The 16008-nt window shown below is 65.5% G+C and carries 13 protein-coding genes; 9 read left to right on the forward strand and 4 right to left on the reverse strand.

Translation table 11 applies throughout. The features are described from left to right. Positions 1–186, reverse strand: a 186-nt coding sequence (locus tag J2850_RS07365) for a transposase (protein WP_209980248.1), incomplete at its 3' end; no start/stop codon positions are given. A gap of 251 nt (positions 187–437) precedes the next feature. Here J2850_RS07365 and J2850_RS31695 point away from each other — a divergent pair. The 6 genes from J2850_RS31695 to J2850_RS07395 all read left to right on the forward strand — a co-directional run bounded on the left by J2850_RS31695 (position 438) and on the right by J2850_RS07395 (position 9585). Further along, the gene (locus J2850_RS31695; protein ID WP_343206877.1) at positions 438–671 is read left to right on the forward strand and encodes an SDR family oxidoreductase; all 234 of its coding nucleotides are present in this window, start codon (positions 438–440) and stop codon (positions 669–671) included. Positions 672–999: 328 nt separating this feature from the next. After that, on the forward strand, positions 1000–2049 hold the full coding sequence (locus J2850_RS07375) for a Leu/Phe/Val dehydrogenase (protein ID WP_209980250.1): 1050 nt from the start codon (positions 1000–1002) through the stop codon (positions 2047–2049). A 132-nt stretch (positions 2050–2181) separates the two neighbouring features. Then, positions 2182–5718: an indolepyruvate ferredoxin oxidoreductase family protein gene (locus J2850_RS07380; RefSeq protein ID WP_209980251.1), complete on the forward strand. Its 3537-nt coding sequence runs from the start codon at positions 2182–2184 to the stop codon at positions 5716–5718. Between the two features lie 57 nt (positions 5719–5775). Further along, positions 5776–7191: an FAD-binding oxidoreductase gene (locus tag J2850_RS07385; protein ID WP_209980252.1), complete on the forward strand. Its 1416-nt coding sequence runs from the start codon at positions 5776–5778 to the stop codon at positions 7189–7191. A gap of 224 nt (positions 7192–7415) precedes the next feature. Then, positions 7416–8606 carry an ABC transporter substrate-binding protein gene (locus J2850_RS07390; RefSeq protein ID WP_209980253.1) on the forward strand — a complete coding sequence of 397 codons (1191 nt, stop codon included), beginning with the start codon at positions 7416–7418 and terminating at the stop codon, positions 8604–8606. A 130-nt stretch (positions 8607–8736) separates the two neighbouring features. After that, positions 8737–9585, forward strand: coding sequence for an AraC family transcriptional regulator (locus J2850_RS07395; protein WP_209980254.1), 849 nt, complete (start codon positions 8737–8739; stop codon positions 9583–9585). 135 nt (positions 9586–9720) lie between these two features. On the opposite strand, the gene J2850_RS07400 is transcribed toward J2850_RS07395, so the two are convergent. Next, on the reverse strand, positions 9721–10752 hold the full coding sequence (locus J2850_RS07400) for an AraC family transcriptional regulator (RefSeq protein WP_209980255.1): 1032 nt from the start codon (positions 10750–10752) through the stop codon (positions 9721–9723). A gap of 160 nt (positions 10753–10912) precedes the next feature. Between J2850_RS07400 and J2850_RS07405 the strand changes: the two genes are divergently transcribed. Genes J2850_RS07405 through J2850_RS07415 form a run of 3 tightly spaced genes read left to right on the forward strand, consistent with a single transcriptional unit; the run spans position 10913 to position 14033 of the window. Beyond that, positions 10913–11680: a 3-hydroxyacyl-CoA dehydrogenase gene (locus J2850_RS07405; protein ID WP_209980256.1), complete on the forward strand. Its 768-nt coding sequence runs from the start codon at positions 10913–10915 to the stop codon at positions 11678–11680. A 27-nt stretch (positions 11681–11707) separates the two neighbouring features. Further along, complete coding sequence (locus tag J2850_RS07410) at positions 11708–12892, forward strand: acetyl-CoA C-acyltransferase (protein WP_209980257.1); 1185 nt, start codon at positions 11708–11710, stop codon at positions 12890–12892. Between the two features lie 13 nt (positions 12893–12905). Continuing rightward, on the forward strand, positions 12906–14033 hold the full coding sequence (locus J2850_RS07415) for an acyl-CoA dehydrogenase family protein (protein ID WP_209980258.1): 1128 nt from the start codon (positions 12906–12908) through the stop codon (positions 14031–14033). A gap of 288 nt (positions 14034–14321) precedes the next feature. Here the strand turns inward: J2850_RS07415 and J2850_RS07420 are convergent, their stop codons facing one another. Together J2850_RS07420 and J2850_RS07425 are read right to left on the reverse strand one after the other, a co-directional pair. Next, on the reverse strand, positions 14322–14498 hold the full coding sequence (locus tag J2850_RS07420) for a hypothetical protein (protein ID WP_209980259.1): 177 nt from the start codon (positions 14496–14498) through the stop codon (positions 14322–14324). A 402-nt stretch (positions 14499–14900) separates the two neighbouring features. Continuing rightward, positions 14901–15851 (reverse strand): IclR family transcriptional regulator, encoded by a 951-nt coding sequence (locus tag J2850_RS07425; RefSeq protein ID WP_209980260.1) that lies wholly within the window; start codon positions 15849–15851, stop codon positions 14901–14903. Between the last annotated feature and the right edge of the window lie 157 nt (positions 15852–16008).

The following is a 16008-nucleotide window of genomic DNA, read 5'->3' on the forward strand; positions in this document are numbered from 1 at the left end:
TAGCTGGTCGTAGTCGCCGGGCGTCAACTCAGCGGCGATCGGCTGAACGCTCTTGCGTTCCGTGCGGCCGCACAGACCGCGGATGTACACCGGAGCCCAGCGGCGTCGAGCCTTGTGACCGAGAGCGTCCAGAAACGGCTCCAGCCAAGCATCCAACTCGGCTTCCCATGTCCGAACCTCCAGCATGATTGCCTCCAGCGCAGCTCACCCCTTGGGCTGCACAACAGCCTTCATCTCGTGCCATCACGCCGGAACTGCCAAAGTAGTGCTAGAGCCTGTCTGTTTTTGTCTGGAACGGGGATGAGGATTCCCGAGGCAAGGGGTATGTGAGTCAACGGGTTGGCTGAGTAGGAGGTCAACCATCATGGCACGTCCGTTATCCCTGGATCTTCGTGAGCGCATTGCGGCGGTGCTGGCGCGCGGCCTTGCCCTTGAACGTGCGCCGGTGCAGGTCAACGCTGTATCGGTCCGGCCCAATCGACACGCCCCTCCACGTCGGCATGACAGAAGTGGATCGGTGGGCGATGTTCGAGATGGTTTCTACCCGCCTATCAGCGCGTCGTATCGGCCAGCCGGGAGACGTTGCGCAGGCCATCCTGTTCGTCGCCACCAACTCCTTTGTCACTGGAACGGCCGTCACAGTCGATGGCGGCGGTATGATCTCGCCATGAGAGGATATGCCATCCGCTGTTGAAGCCCGAGGGGAAGAGTGGGGGCCTCTCGCCTGATAGGGGCGGCGAACTGGGCAGCAGGGCCGGGGCGGACGCCCTCCAAAGCCAGAGCTTGGGCAGGCCGCCCTTGCGGGAGTAATCAGTTCGCAAAAGCACATCCACAAGAAGGAATACAAATTGCATTTCTGCGATTGAAGCCACGAAAGACCATGATTTTTAGATGGATTTAGGTCTGCTGCACCCTGCAGGATTCTTCAATACTTGCCTTTCCGGAGGTTCCTATAGTCGCAATCATGCAATAACCTATGTAATCCAGGGGCTTCCTTCAATGTCCGTGTTCGAGCACTGCCAGTTCGACAATCATGAGGCTGTGTACTTCTGTCGCGACGAAGCATCCGGACTCTGCGCAATCATTGCATTGCACAGCACCCTGCGCGGACCGGCAATGGGCGGAACCCGCATGGTTCCTTATGCGAGCGATGAGGAGGCACTGACCGACGTACTGCGCCTCTCCAGGGGAATGACCTTCAAGAATGTGATGGCTGGGCTTCCCTTTGGTGGCGGCAAAGCCGTCATCATCGGCGATCCGGCGAAGGACAAGTCCGCGGCCTTGTTGCAGGCCTATGCGGTCGAGATCGAGCGCCTCCAGGGACGTTTCGTCACCGGCGAGGATGTCGGGATCGGCATGGCCGACGTTCAGGCGATGAGTTCGGTGACGGCTCATATCCGCGGCGTTCCGGACGGCGGCGCCGGCGATCCGTCGCCATTCACGGCTTCCGGCGTCTACGACGGCATCGTCGCGGCGGTGAGGCACCGGTTGGATCGGGGATCGGTCGAGGGGATTCACGTCCTAGTGCAGGGTCTGGGAGCGGTCGGCATGAGGCTGGCCGAACGGCTGTTCGCAGCGGGAGCCCGGCTGTCCGTGACGGACACCAATCCGAACAGGGTGGAAGAGGCGCGGGAGCGGTTCGCCGCCGAAGCCGTCGACATCGCTTCCTGCTGTGCCGCCGATGTCGATGTCTATGCCCCTTGTGCCCTCGGCGCCACCCTGGACGCCGCCACGATTCCCACCCTCAAAGCCTCCGTTGTCGCGGGCGGCGCCAACAACCAGCTTGCCACGGCCGAGGACGGTCGTCGCCTCCATGAACGGGGGATACTTTACGCCCCGGACTATGTCATCAACGCCGGCGGCGTGATCAGCACCGCACATGCCGGTCCCTCCTTCGACATGGGCCGGATGCTTGATCACGTCGGCCGGATCGCCGGCACGTTGGAAGACATCTTCCGGCTTTCGAAGGCGGAAGGACTCCCTACCAGCGTGATCGCCGATCGGCTTGCGCGGAAGCGCCTGGCTGACGCCGCAGCGACGACCCGGTAGGCATTCCCACCATAGCCTCCCAGGAAAGCCGGCCCTGGCCGAAGTCCGAAAAAGCGACCGGCATCCCCGTCCGGTGTCGGGGAAGGCTGGCCCCAATTCCGCGCCGAAGCTGGATGAGTGGAAAATAACATAATGCATGGAAACGCCCAGGAACGTCCGACCCAGACGGATGCGATCATCGACGAAACCTATGAATTGGCTCATCGCTACACCCGCGACACTGGCCGTGTCTTTCTGACCGGCACCCAGGCCCTGCTGCGGATCATGATCGACCAATCGCGCAGCGACCGGGAGAGCGGACGCAAGACGGCGGGTTTCGTGTCCGGCTATCGCGGCTCCCCGCTGGGTGGAGTCGACCAGGAGCTGTGGCGGCAGAAGGCGCTGCTCGACCGGCACGATATCCGCTTCGAGCCGGGGCTCAACGAGGATCTGGCGGCGAGCATGGTCTGGGGCACGCAACAGATCGACGCCTATCCCGGCAAGCGCGTCGATGGCGTGTTTTCCCTGTGGTACGGAAAGGGCCCCGGCGTCGACCGTACAGGGGACGTCTTTCGCAACGCCAATATCCTCGGAACTTCAGCACAGGGCGGCGTGCTGGCCGTGGCCGGCGACGATCATGCCGCGCAATCCTCGACCTTTCCCCACCAGACCGATCATGTGTTCGAAGCGGCGATGATGCCGATCGTCCATCCGGCCGATCTCGGCGAGTATCTGACCTTCGGGCTTGCCGGCTTCGCCCTGTCCCGCTTCACCGGCCTCTGGGTCGGCTTCAAGGCGATCACCGAGACGGTGGAGAGCGGCCAGACCTTGGTCCTGCCGCCTCTGCCCCGCTTCTCCACGCCCGCGGATTTCGTGGTTCCGCCACACGGCCTGAACCATGACCCGGCATTGCGCCTGCCGGCGCAGCGGACGGAGCTGGAACGCCGTCTGGTGGAGGAACGGCTTCCCGCCGTCGGAGCCTTCACACGGGCGAACCCGTTCGACCGGATGCTGTTCGGCACACCGGACGCGCGGATCGGCATCGTCACGGTCGGCAAGGCTCATCACGACCTGCTCAGGGCGCTGCGCCTGCTCGTCTGGTCCGAAGAGCGCGCGGTGGCGGCCGGGATCGCCCTGTACAAGGTTGGACTGTCTTGGCCGGTCGAACCGGAAGGCATCCGCCGATTTGCCCGCGGCAAGCGGACGCTGATCGTGCTGGAGGAAAAGCGCTCGTTCGTGGAGGCGCAGATCCGCCAGATCCTGTACGACATGGCGGCGGACGTGCGGCCGGAAATCGCGGGAAAGACTTGGCGGAACGGCACACCGCTGTTGCCGGCGGTGATGGAGTTCTCGCCGGAACTGGTGGCGGGGGCGCTCGGCCGGGTTCTGCGGGATCACGGGATCGACGTCGCGGCTCCGCCGCTGTCGGCCGACGATGGCCGGCCCGCCGCCGGGCCGCCGCTTCTGGTCCGCAAGCCATATTTCTGCTCCGGCTGTCCACACAACACCTCCACGCGCGTGCCCACCGGAAGCGTGGCCGCCGGGGGGATCGGCTGCCACATCATGGCGGTGGGCGACGAGCGGCAGACCAGGACGGCAAGCCATATGGGAGGCGAAGGGGCACCCTGGGTCGGGTTGTCGAGCTTCACGACCCTGCCGCACCTGTTCGCCAATCTCGGCGACGGGACTTACCAGCATTCGGGCATTCTCGCGATCCGGCAGGCGGTGGCGGCCAAGGCCCGCATCACCTACAAGATCCTGTACAACAACGCCGTCGCCATGACCGGCGGCCAACCGACAGAGGGTGCTCCCACCGTCGACGGAATCGCCCGACAGGTCGCGGCCGAGGGCGTGGCCCGCATCGCCTTCGTCGGCGAGACCGGCGAGCCTCCCGTGCCGACCGCGCGCTTTCCTACCGGCACGACCTTCCACCACCGGGATGAGTTGGATGCCGTACAGCAGGAGTTGCGGGACTATGACGGCGTGTCCGTCCTCCTGTACGACCAGACCTGTGCTGCGGAAAAACGTCGGCGCCGGAAGAAGGGCGAAGCGCCCGATCCGGACCTGCGGGTATTTATCAACGACCGGGTGTGCGAAGGCTGCGGCGATTGCTCCGTCCAATCGACCTGCATCGCCGTCGAGCCGAAGGAAACCGCTTTCGGGCGGAAGCGGCAGATCAACCAGTCGGCCTGCAACAAGGACACCTCCTGCCTGAAGGGATTCTGCCCGTCCCTGCTGTCGGTGCGGGGTGCAGCGCCGCGTCGCCCGGCGCGTGCCGCGTTCGATCTTTTCGAGGAACGCTACGCCACGATCCCAGACCCGCAGCACGTCAAGGAACATGAGGCGGACCGGCCTTTCAGCCTCCTCGTCGCCGGGATGGGCGGCACCGGCGTGGTGACCGTCGGCGCCATCCTCGCCATGGCCGCCCATCTCGAAGGGCTGAGTGCCCGGACTTTGGACTTCACCGGCGTGGCCCAGAAGAACGGCGCGGTCGTCTCGCATGTCCAGATCGCGACGGCAGACCATGTCCTGGATGTGCCCCGCGTTCCGGCCGGGGCGCTCGACCTGTTGATCGCCTGCGATCTCGTTGCCGCGACCACGCCGGAGACGCGATCGCGTTGCACCCCGGACCGCACGGCGGTGATCGGGAATCTCAACGTCACTCCCACAGCCGATTTCGTCTCCACGCCGAACCTCGTCATCGATCCTGCGCGGCATCGTCGCGTGGTGGAGTCGGTCACCCATCCGGGACAAGGATCGTTCCTGAATGCGGGCGACCTCGCGGTCCGGCTGTTCGGCGACACGATCGCCGCCAACCTGCTGCTGGTTGGCGTGGCGTACCAACAGGGTTTTCTGCCTCTGGCAGAGCAGGCGATCCTGCGGGCAATCGAACTCAACGGCACCGCGGTCGCCATGAGCAAGGCCGCCTTCCGCTGCGGGCGTATCGTCGCGGCTCGACCGGAGGCGGCGGAGGCGATCTTGAACGGAGGTCCGGACGACCGGTCGGCCAGAGCGGCCGCTACGCCTCCCTCATTGCCGGATGAGCGGATCGCCTTCTACGCGAAGGAGCTGGAGGCTTATCAGGACCGTGCCTATGCCGCCCGTTATACCCGCCTGCTCCAGCGTGTCAGCGATCACGAGGTGCGGCTGGCAGGGGTGGCGGGAGCGCTGACCGCGACCGTCGCCGACGCCTATTACCGGCTGCTTGCCTATAAGGACGAATATGAGGTGGCGCGGCTCTACAGCGATCCGGCGTTTCGCGAGCGGCTCGCCGCCGCCTTCGACGGTGAGCCGAAAATCCAGATCCACATGGCGCCGCCGTTGATCGCGCCGGTCGATCCCGCAACGGGGCGACGGCGCAAGCGGGCCTTCGAGGGGCGCTGGATCCTGCCGCTGCTCCGCCTGCTGCGCCATGGCCGGCGGCTGCGCGGAACCCGGTTCGATCCTTTCGGCTATCAGGAGGATCGGGTTCAGGAGCGCCGGCTGATCGCCCTGTTCGAAGCGGACGTGAGCGCGGTCCTGTCAACGCCGACCGCCACTCTGCCGGCCGCCTGCGCTCTGCTGGCATGGCCCCTGGAAGTCCGCGGCTTCGGTCCGGTCAAGGCGGAGCATTGGCGGCGCGTGGAACCGCGACGCCAAGAGTTGCTCGACGCGCTGGGTGGAGACGGTCAACGGCACGCTGCGGAATGAGCCGACCGGTGCGGGATACCGGCGGCAAAGAGAAAAGCCAAAAAAGGGAGGACAATCATGACGACATTCGGGACTGCGCCGGATGCATCGCTGCCTTTGCCGACGGTGCTCGTGACGGCTTTGTCCGATCGGTTCGGACCCCGGCTTTCCCGAGGGGAGTCGGTCCGGCTTCAGCACGGGCGTGACGAATCGAAGTTCCCCCCGGCGCCGCCCGACGCCGTCGTGTTCGTCGAAACCACCGAGGAGGTGGCGGCGGTCGTGACGCTGTGCCGGGAGCATCGCGTGCCGGTCATTCCCTATGGAGCCGGTAGCTCGGCGGAGGGCCATGTTCTTGCCGTCCGCGGCGGCCTGTGCGTGGATCTGTCCGGCATGAACCGGGTGCTGGCCATCCATCCGGAGGATCAGGACGTGACGGTCCAGGCCGGTGTCACCCGGCTGCAGTTGAACCGGGAACTGAAGGGCAGCGGCCTGTTCTTTTCCGTCGATCCGGGAGCGGACGCCACGCTGGGCGGCATGGCGGCCACGGCGGCGTCGGGCACCAATGCCGTGCGCTATGGGACGATGCGGGAGAATGTGCGCTCCATGTCGGTGGTGTGTGCCGACGGCCGGGTCGTCAAGACCGGCAACCGTGCCCGGAAGTCGGCGGCGGGATACGACCTGACCCATCTGTTCATCGGGTCCGAAGGGACCTTCGGTATCATTACGGAGTTGACGCTGCGGCTGTTTCCGGTGCCGGAGGCGGTTGCCGCCGCGGTCTGCGCGTTTCCCACCGTCGCGGCGGCGGTGCAGACCGTCATTCAGGTGATGCAGCTCGGCATACCCGTCGCCCGCTGCGAGCTTCTGGACGCCTTGACGTTGAAAGCGGTCAACCGATACAGCAAGACGACGCTGAGCGAACAGCCCACCCTGTTTTTCGAGTTTCACGGCAGCACGGCCGCGGTGGAGGAGCAATCCGTCCTGGCCGGGGAGATCGCCCGCGAACAGGGCGGCCAGGACTTCGCATGGGCGACCCGGCCGGAAGACAGGTCCCGCTTGTGGCAGGCGCGGCACGATGCCTTCTTCGCCTGTCTTCAGTTGAAGCCGGGCGCGACGCCGTTCGTGACGGATGTCTGCGTGCCGATCTCCGCGCTCGCCGTCTGCATCGAAGACACGATCAAGGATGTGCAGGCTTCCTCCCTGCCGATGCCGCTGTTCGGTCATGTCGGCGACGGAAATTTCCACATGGTCCTGTTGATCGACGGCGCGAACCCCGAGGAAAGGGAGGAGGCCGAGCGGATCAATGAGCAGGTGATCGGGCGGGCGCTGGCTTTGGGCGGAACCTGTACCGGCGAACATGGGGTCGGCATTGGCAAGGCCAAGCATCTCGTGCGGGAACACGGGCAACCGGCCATCGACCTGATGCAGGTGTTGAAGGCGGCGATCGATCCGGACGGGCTCTTCAATCCGGGCAAGATCCTGCCCCGTCCGGCATAGATCGGATCGCGTAAAATCGGGATCGATTTGGAGCGTGAATCCCATCGCCAAACATGAAGCTATAGCGTCGTGCGTTTCACATTGAACGCGCGACGCCATAGCGCGGCCTTCCTCTCCCGCGCCGTTCCCGACCGAAGAGACCGTGCTGCCGGGTGGGCGTCCGGGCCGGGCGCAACGACGGTCTGCGCCTCAATAACCAACGACAACAGAGAACGGAGGAAACCATGGTCAAATGGATGACGGTCCTTTTCTGCCTCCTTGCGTCCGGTGCTCTGGCCGAAACTCCGCTCAGGATCGGCGTGCTGACCGACATGACCGGCGGCTATTCGTCCTTTTCCGGCGGCGGTTCGGTGGAGGCTGCCCGGATGGCCGTGGAGGATTTCGGAAACAAGGTGCTCGGCCGTCCGATCAAGGTGATCAGCGCGGACCACCAGAACAAGCCCGACATCGCCGCGACCCTGGCCACGCGCTGGATCGACGTCGACGACGTCGCGGCGATCGTCGACGTGCCCCTGTCCAGCGCTGCGCTGGCTGTCCAGGGGATCACGCGAAACCGGAACCGGGTGGCGATCTATTCGACGGGCATCACCTCCGACCTGACGGGGACGGCCTGCTCGCGCACCGGCTTCCAATGGACCTACGATAGCCATTCCATGGTCAAGAGCCTGGCCGAGGGGATCGTGCGCCGGGGCGGGACGCGTTGGTTCCTGCTGGTGGTGGACAATGCCGCCGGCTATGCGCTGGAGAAGGACGCCCGGACCTTCGTCGCCCAGGCGGGAGGCACGGTGGTCGGAGCGGTGCGCCATCCGCTGGGATCGTCTGATCTTGCGTCCTACCTGCTTCAGGCCAGCGGGTCGGGTGCCAATGTCATTGCCTTCGCCAATGCCGGCCAGGACCTGATGAACGGAATCAAGCAGGCCCGCGAGTTCGGGATGGGCACCCAGCAGCAACTGGTGCCCCTGGTGCTGTTCAATACGGAGGTCCACGCGCTTGGCCTTGACGTGGCCCAGGGTCTGCAGTTCGTCCTGACGAACGACTGGATGAAAAGCGCGGAGACCCGTGCCTGGGCCGAACGCTTCTTCGCCAAGCGCAAGGCGATGCCGGCGATGACCCAGGCCGGCGTCTATTCCGGGGTCCTGCATTACCTGAAAGCGGTGGCTGCCGCGAACACGACCGACGCCACGGCCGTCTCCGAAAAGATGCAGGCGCTCCCGGTGGAGGACATCTTCGTCACGGGCGGACTGGTTCGTCCCGATGGGGCCATGGTCCATGACATGTTCCTGGCGCGGGTAAAGACACCGTCGGAATCGCGCGGGGCCTGGGACGAGTACGAGGTGATCGACCGGATCCCGGGAAATGTCGCCTTCCGTCCGGCCGGGGAAGGCGGTTGTCCTTTGACGTCGGCCAAACCCTGACGGACCATGGCCTGGAAAGGCGTCCAGCGGACGGTTTCGCCTTGCGGCCCGGTGCAGGATTTTTCAAGACGTCCGGTTGCGGCGTTGGTTACCGTTTGCCAGGACATCCGTTTCCTGACGGTGGATAGCAATGGGCATGGGTGAGAACCACGTGAAAGTCTGGCGGGCGGCCGACCTTTATGACGCCGAGTTGCTGCGGGGCGTCTATGTTCGGCACAGCTACCCCTGGCACGCGCATGAGGATGTCTGCCTTGGTCTGGTGATCGAGGGGGCGATCGACCTACAGACACGGGGCCGTACCGGAATCGCCGAGAGAGGGTCCTTCGTCCTGATCAACTCGGAGGAACTGCATCGGGGGCAGCCGGCCGACCCCCAGGGCTGGCGTTGCCGCACGATCCATATCCATCCCGATTTCATCCGACGCACGGCCGACGACATCGGGCGCGGCGTGGGGGGCACCGACACCGTCTTCCGCGGCCCGACCTTTCAGGACGCGGAACTGGCCAGCCTACTGTTACGGCTGCACCTCTGCTCCGAGACGGGCGGTTCGTCGCTCGACCAGCAATCGCAGATCGTCGCCGTCATCGCCCATCTCCTGGCGCGGCACGCCGAACCGTGCCTGACGCTTCCCAACCAGGGGTGGGAACCCATCGCGATCCGGCGCGCCCGCGCCTATCTTGACGAGCATCTGTCCGATAAGACGACGCTGGACGATCTGGCGGCGGTCGCCGGTTTGCCGCCCTTCCGCCTGCTGCGCGCCTTCCGGAGGTCGCTGGGTCTGACGCCGCACGCCTATCAGGTGCAGGCGCGGGTCCGGACTGCCCATCGCCTGCTCCGTGTCGGCAGCCCGTTGGCCGACGTGGCGGCGGCGGTCGGCTTCTCCGACCAAGCCCACATGACACGTGTTTTCAAGGGCATAATGGGGGCCACCCCGGGGCAATACCGGAACGCGGTCCGAGGGGAGCTGGATTTGGGTTGATCATCGTCCCCGCCGTCCGGCCGCGCCGGTTGGAACCGATGACGGCCGTATCCGGCCCCTCTTCGCGATATCGCTTTCTCGATGCGCCGCCCGGCCTGCCGCCGGGCGGCGCATCGATTTTTGCCGCTCCCGGTCCTATGCGCCGTCCAAATTCCTGTCCTTCGTCTCGCCGTTCGGGGCGGGAGCCGCGTGAACCCGGAACGCGCCTGGACTTTGGTCGGTCCATTTACGGAACGCGCGGTGGAACGCGCTTGGTTCCGCGAAACCGAGGTCGGCGGAGATCTCCCCGACCGTCCGTCCGCTGTTCATCAGCCAATCAAGGGCAAGCGCACGGCGGATCTCGTCCTTGATGCCGCGGAAGGACTGCGTCTCCTCCTGAAGGCGCCGCCGGAGCGCGGCAGCAGGCATGCGCAACCGGCGGGCCATCTCCGCCAAGTCCGGCCAATGCGCAGGCGGCGTGCGGCGCAGATGCTCCCTCACCTTGGACGTCAGGCCGTGATCATAGCGATAACGGACCAGGATGTTGGCCGGCGCCGCCCTCAGGAACCTCTTCAGCATCGGTTCCGTCCGCAGGAGCGGAAGGGTGAGGTAGGCTGCATCGAAGGTGAGCCGGCTGACCGGTTGCGCGAAATGCACCGGCGCACCGAAGAACAGGCGGTAGTCGGCCTCCCGGTCCGGTGCAGTGCAGCGGAAGTCGATCCGCTGCACGGGGATCCGCCGGCCGACCAGCCAGCAGGCGAGGCCGTGCAGGATGATCCAGTAGGTGCGGTAAGTGAAGGCCGGGTGCGCCGGCCCATCCTCCATCAGGCGGATCTCGGCCATTCCATCCACACGCTCCAGCAGGCCCCGCGGCTCCTCCAGCGTCACGCTCAGAAAGCGGAGCGCGCGTCTCAGCGCCTGTTCCAGTGTGGTCGCATGCAGCACGCAATGGCACAGCAAGGTGAAGCCGCCGGGCCGCAGGGGGCGGCGGCCGAGGCCGAGGAACTCGTCCTCCAAGGCATTGGCGATGGCAATCCATAGGGCCCCGTACCGCTCGGCTGACACCGCATCGGTGACGACCGGAGGCAAGCCGGCGGAGGCCAGCAACGGTTCCGTCGCCAAGCCGTGGCGGCGCACCACGTCCAGCGCCTCCTCCACGAAGCCGGTCGAGATCATCTTTCGTTCCAAGCGAAATCTCCGGTATGGCAGAATCGAAGGCCGATTTTCGTTCCTGGGGTCATCGCCTCCCGATCCGCTTTCCGCAAAATAGCCCTCGCCTCGGTCGGCCGCCTTCTCAATAGGCCGAGCGGGGAAACCAGGGCTGTGGCGGCAGGGCACGGGAGGAACAATGCGGATCGATCAGCGTGTCTTCATCATTACCGGCGGAGGATCCGGCCTGGGCGCGGCGGTCGCCCGCCATTTCGTCAAGCACGGCGCGCGCGTGATCCTGGCGGACATCAACGAGGCTGGAGGCATCGCCCTGGCTGCCGAGTTGGGCGGCAATGCGCGTTTCGTCGCGACCGACGTCACGCGCGAAGCCGATGGCATGAACGCCGTTCAGGCGGCGCGCGACAGCTTCGGCCATCTGCATGGGCTGGTCAACTGCGCCGGGATCGCGCCCGGCGAAAAACTGCTCGGCCGCACTGGTCCGCACCGGCTGGAAAGCTTTGCAAGAGCGGTCGGCGTCAACCTGATCGGCACGTTCAACATGCTGCGGCTGGCGGCGGACGCAATTGCGACGGAGGAGCCGGGAGAAGACGGGGAACGGGGGGTGATCGTCAACACCGCCTCCATTGCCGCCTATGACGGACAGATCGGGCAGGCGGCCTATGCGGCCTCCAAGGGGGGCGTCGCGGCCCTGACGCTTCCGGCAGCCCGCGAACTGGCCCGCACCGGCATTCGGGTGGTCGCCATCGCACCCGGCCTCTTCGCCACGCCGATGATGGCGGGCCTTCCCCCGGCGGTTCAGGATTCGCTCGGGCAGAGCGTGCCGTTCCCGGCCCGTCTCGGCCATCCGGAGGAATACGCGGAACTCGTCCGGCACATCTGCGAGAACCGCATGCTGAACGGCGAAGTGATCCGCCTCGACGGCGCATTGCGCATGGCGCCCTGCTGAACCCTGCCTGACCCGGAGCACAAAGAGATGAGCATTCAGGATCCCGTCGTCATCGTCGGCGGCGCCCGCACGCCGATGGGCGGCTTCCAGGGAGATTTCAAGGATGTCGCCGCGACGGCGCTGGGCGCCGCCGCGGTCCGGGCGGCGTTGGATCGCGCCGGCCTGCCGGCCGAGGCGGTCGAGGAAACCATCTTCGGCTGTGTCCTGCCTGCCGGTCAGGGGCAGGCTCCCGCCCGTCAGGCGGCGGTCGGCGCCGGCGTTCCGTATGCGGCCGGGGCCACCACCATCAGCAAGATGTGCGGGTCGGGGATGAAGGCCGCCATGCTGGCGCACGACCTGATCCTTGCCGGCAGCGCCGGCATCGTGGTCGCCGGCGGCATGGAGAGCATGACCAATGCGCCCTATCTGCTGGATCGTGCCCGCGGCGGCTATCGGATGGGACATGGCCGGCTTCTGGATCACATGTTCCACGATGGCCTGGAGGACGCCTACGACCAGGGGCGGCTGATGGGAAGCTTCGCGGAAGACTGCGCGCAGGCCTATGGCTTCACCCGCGAGGCCCAGGATTCCTACGCCCTCGCGTCCTTGACGCGGGCGCGGACCGCGACGGCCGACGGCAGCTTCGCGGCGGAGATCGTGCCGGTCGTCGCCGGCCGAAGCGGGCGGACCTTCGACCGCGACGAACAGCCGGCGAAGGCCAACCTCGACAAGATCCCGCTGCTGAAGCCGGCCTTCCGGGCCGATGGTACGGTCACTGCCGCGAATTCCAGCTCGATCTCCGACGGGGCGGCGGCCCTGGTGCTGATGCGGCGGTCGGAGGCGGAACGTCGTGGGTTGAGGCCGCTTGCCGCGCTCGTCGGCCATGCGACCCACGCCCAGGCGCCGGCCCAGTTCCCGACGGCACCGATCGGTGCCTTGCGCAAGCTCAGCGAGCGCACAGGCTGGGCGTTGGGCGACGTCGACCTGTTCGAAATCAACGAAGCCTTCGCCGTGGTGCCGATGGCGGCCATGCGGGACCTCGACCTGCCGCACGACAAGGTCAACCCGCATGGCGGCGCCTGCGCGCTCGGCCATCCGATCGGCGCCTCGGGCGCGCGGGTCATGGTGACTTTGATCGCCGCGATGGAAAAGCACCGGCTGCGCCGTGGCATGGCCACCCTGTGCATCGGCGGCGGAGAAGCGACCGCCGTTGCCATCGAACGTCTGGATTGAAGGGAAGCGCCTTATGCTACTGACGGAAACACAGAGCCAACTGCGCGACGCCGCCCGCAGCTTTGCGCGCGATCGGCTGGCACCGGGGGCTGCGGCGCGCGATGCCGGCCGGACCTTTCCACGCGAACAGCTCCGCGAGATGGGCGAACTCGGCTTTCTCGGTATGCTGGTGCCGGAGGCTTATGGCGGCGCCGATGCCGGCATCGTCAGCTACGCCATGGTGCTGGAGGAAATCGCCGCCGCCGACGGCGCCTGTTCGACCATCCTCAGCGTCCATAGCTCGGTCGCCTGCATGCCGATCGTCAAATTCGGCAATACCGAGCAGAAGGAGCGCTTCTTGCCGAAGCTGGCGAGCGGCGCATGGATCGGCGGCTTCGCGTTGACCGAACCACAGGCCGGATCGGACGCCTCGAACCTGAAGACCCGCGCCCGCCGCGACGGCGACCATTATGTGATCAACGGTGCCAAGCAATTCATAACGTCGGGCCGGAACGGCCAGATGATGATCGTCTTCGCGGTGAGCGATTCGGCGGCGGGAAAGAAAGGCATCTCCGCCTTCATCGTGCCCACCGACACTCCCGGCTATGAGGTCGTCCGGATCGAGGAGAAGTTGGGACAGCACGCGTCCGATACCTGCCAACTCGCTTTCAACGATCTGCGGATCCCCGCGGCGTTTCGATTGGGGGAGGAGGGCGAAGGATACCGGATCGCTCTCTCCAATCTGGAAGGCGGGCGCATCGGCATCGCCGCGCAGGCCGTCGGCATGGCCCAAGCCGCTTTCGCGGCGGCCCTTTCCTACGCCCGCGACCGCGTCGCGTTCGGAAAGCCGATCCTGGAGCATCAGGCGGTCGCCTTCCGGCTTGCCGACATGGCCACGAGGATTGAGGCCGCCCGTCACCTTCTACTGAATGCGGCCGCGCTGCGGGAGGCCGGTTTGCCATGCCTGAAGGAGGCTTCCATGGCGAAGCTGTTCGCGTCCGAAATCGCCGAACAAGTATGTTCGGCGGGCATCCAGATCCTTGGCGGATATGGGTATCTGGCCGACTTCCCCTTGGAGCGCATTTACCGCGATGTGCGCGTCTGCCAGATCTATGAAGGAACCAGCGATATCCAACGCATGGTGATCAGCCGCGCGCTGTGAGGACACGGCAAACAGCTCACCTTTCCCGATTTTGGACGCCGCTCTCCGACTGCGGTTGCGAACGGCCTGATGCTGTCAACTTCGCGGTCGGTTGATGCACGGAGGGTTTGAACATCCCCCTTGTTCACTGGATCGGGCAGTCCGGGCAAGGCCGGTCGCCTCGCGCCAGATTGTGAACGCGCGAGCGCGGGCAGCGCGATGCTCGGAGGCGGAGATCAGGTGGCGGCGCTTGAGCCTGTTGGCGAACTACCGTCCGAAGCTCAGGCCCCACTCCCGGATCGCCTCGTCTTAGACCTTGATGCCGAGCGCCGCCAGGATCAGCTCGACCTCCCGCAGGCTCAGACTGAAGCATTGGTACAGCCATACGGCCTCGTTGATGATCTCGGCCGGGAAGCGGAAGCCGCCGTAGGGGGTCGGGGCGTGCTCGTGTCCGCGAACACGCCACGAGAGTCCCGCTCCCGCCAACCTGACGGCACCCTGATGCAGCTTTGGCCGTTCCGTTCACCTCTGTGCGGCATGGTGCGGCGGGGCGCTCCCTTCGGCGGCACTTCCCATCGGCGGTGGCGGCGCCCATCTTCAAGCCATGCGCACGATACTCCTGATGCTTGCCGCCTGCCTCCTCGTCGCGGGCTGCGTCAACCCCTCGGGCTCCGACACCGCGGAGCCCATCCCCAGCACGTCATATCAGAGCGGCTACGGCATTCGGCCGTACGGACCACAGTCTGCTGCCGACAGCCAGCTCGATTGGGGATGGTGACGGCCGGCTACCCCCCTGTGCTGACTTGTCCGGTTTCTCCAGGTTCGCCTCTGCGGCGTGCACCACCCGATGACGCATTCGGCCCCCGACGGTTCGCCGTGACCTGTCCGCTACAGCGTCTTCAGCGATGAGACGGCGAAGGCGGCCTGCTTGATCTGCGGGCCGAACCTCGCGAGGGCATCGTCCAAGGTCCAGCGGCTGGACGGCACGGACAGGTTGATGGCCCCGATGGCCTGACCGTTCGCGCCGATGATGGCGCAGGCAAGGCTCAGGTCGTCCGGGAAATACTCTTCGATTGTGTAGGCGATGCCCGTCGTCCGGCAGCTTTCGACGGCGCGGAGGATGGTGTCGGTGTCCGTCACCGTCTTGTCCGTGTAGGCGTGGAGGTGCGAGGCGTCCAGAATCCGTTCCTGCTGCTCGCGCGGATAGGTCGACATGATCGCCCGCCCGGAGGAGGAGCAGTGCATCGGGATGACCGTGCCCACGGACATGTAGGCGACGATGTGGCTCATGCTCTGGAAGCGGGACACATAGATGACGTTGCTTCCATAGGGTTCCGCCAGATTGACGGTCTCCCCCGTCTCCTTGTTCAAATTGTGCAGGTAGGGGTTGGCGAAATCGACAAGCATGTTGTTGCCGATGTAGTTGAAGCCGATTTCCAGAACCTTGGGTGACAGCTTGTACTTGCGCGTCTTCGGGTCTTTCGTCAGGTAACCCAGCGACTCCAGCGTGAAGGTGCAGCGCTGGGCCGAGCTTTTCGTCATCCCGGTGAGTTCGGCCAACTCGACCAGGCTGAGCCCGTTCCGCTGGTTCCGGAACTTGGCAAGCATATCCAGGCCCTTCGCCAGCGAATTGTTGAACAGCGGCGAGTTGACCTCGTCGTCTTTCGATACGGCGTCAAGGCCTTGATCGCCGGCCCGGCTTCCGCGCCCATCCAGGCGCGGCTTCGACGCTTGCCCATCCATGAAACGCTCCTCGAGTTGCGTCGCCAGCCGAAATCCTTCGTGTCCGGAAACCTCGGCGACACGCGTGCCCTTTGGTCCCCAGGCCTCCTTGCGCAACCCTACCGATCGATTATCGATAAGTAAAGCGCCACAGAAGTATCGATTATCGATATTTAAAACCTGCTTTACGATACGGAAATATCGATGTTACGATGGTTCACACAATGAATGGCGTGTCGACCGGTCGATCATCGTGGTCCCGGTCAAAACCAAG

This window comes from Azospirillum picis (assembly GCF_017876115.1).
GTDB lineage: Bacteria > Pseudomonadota > Alphaproteobacteria > Azospirillales > Azospirillaceae > Azospirillum > Azospirillum picis.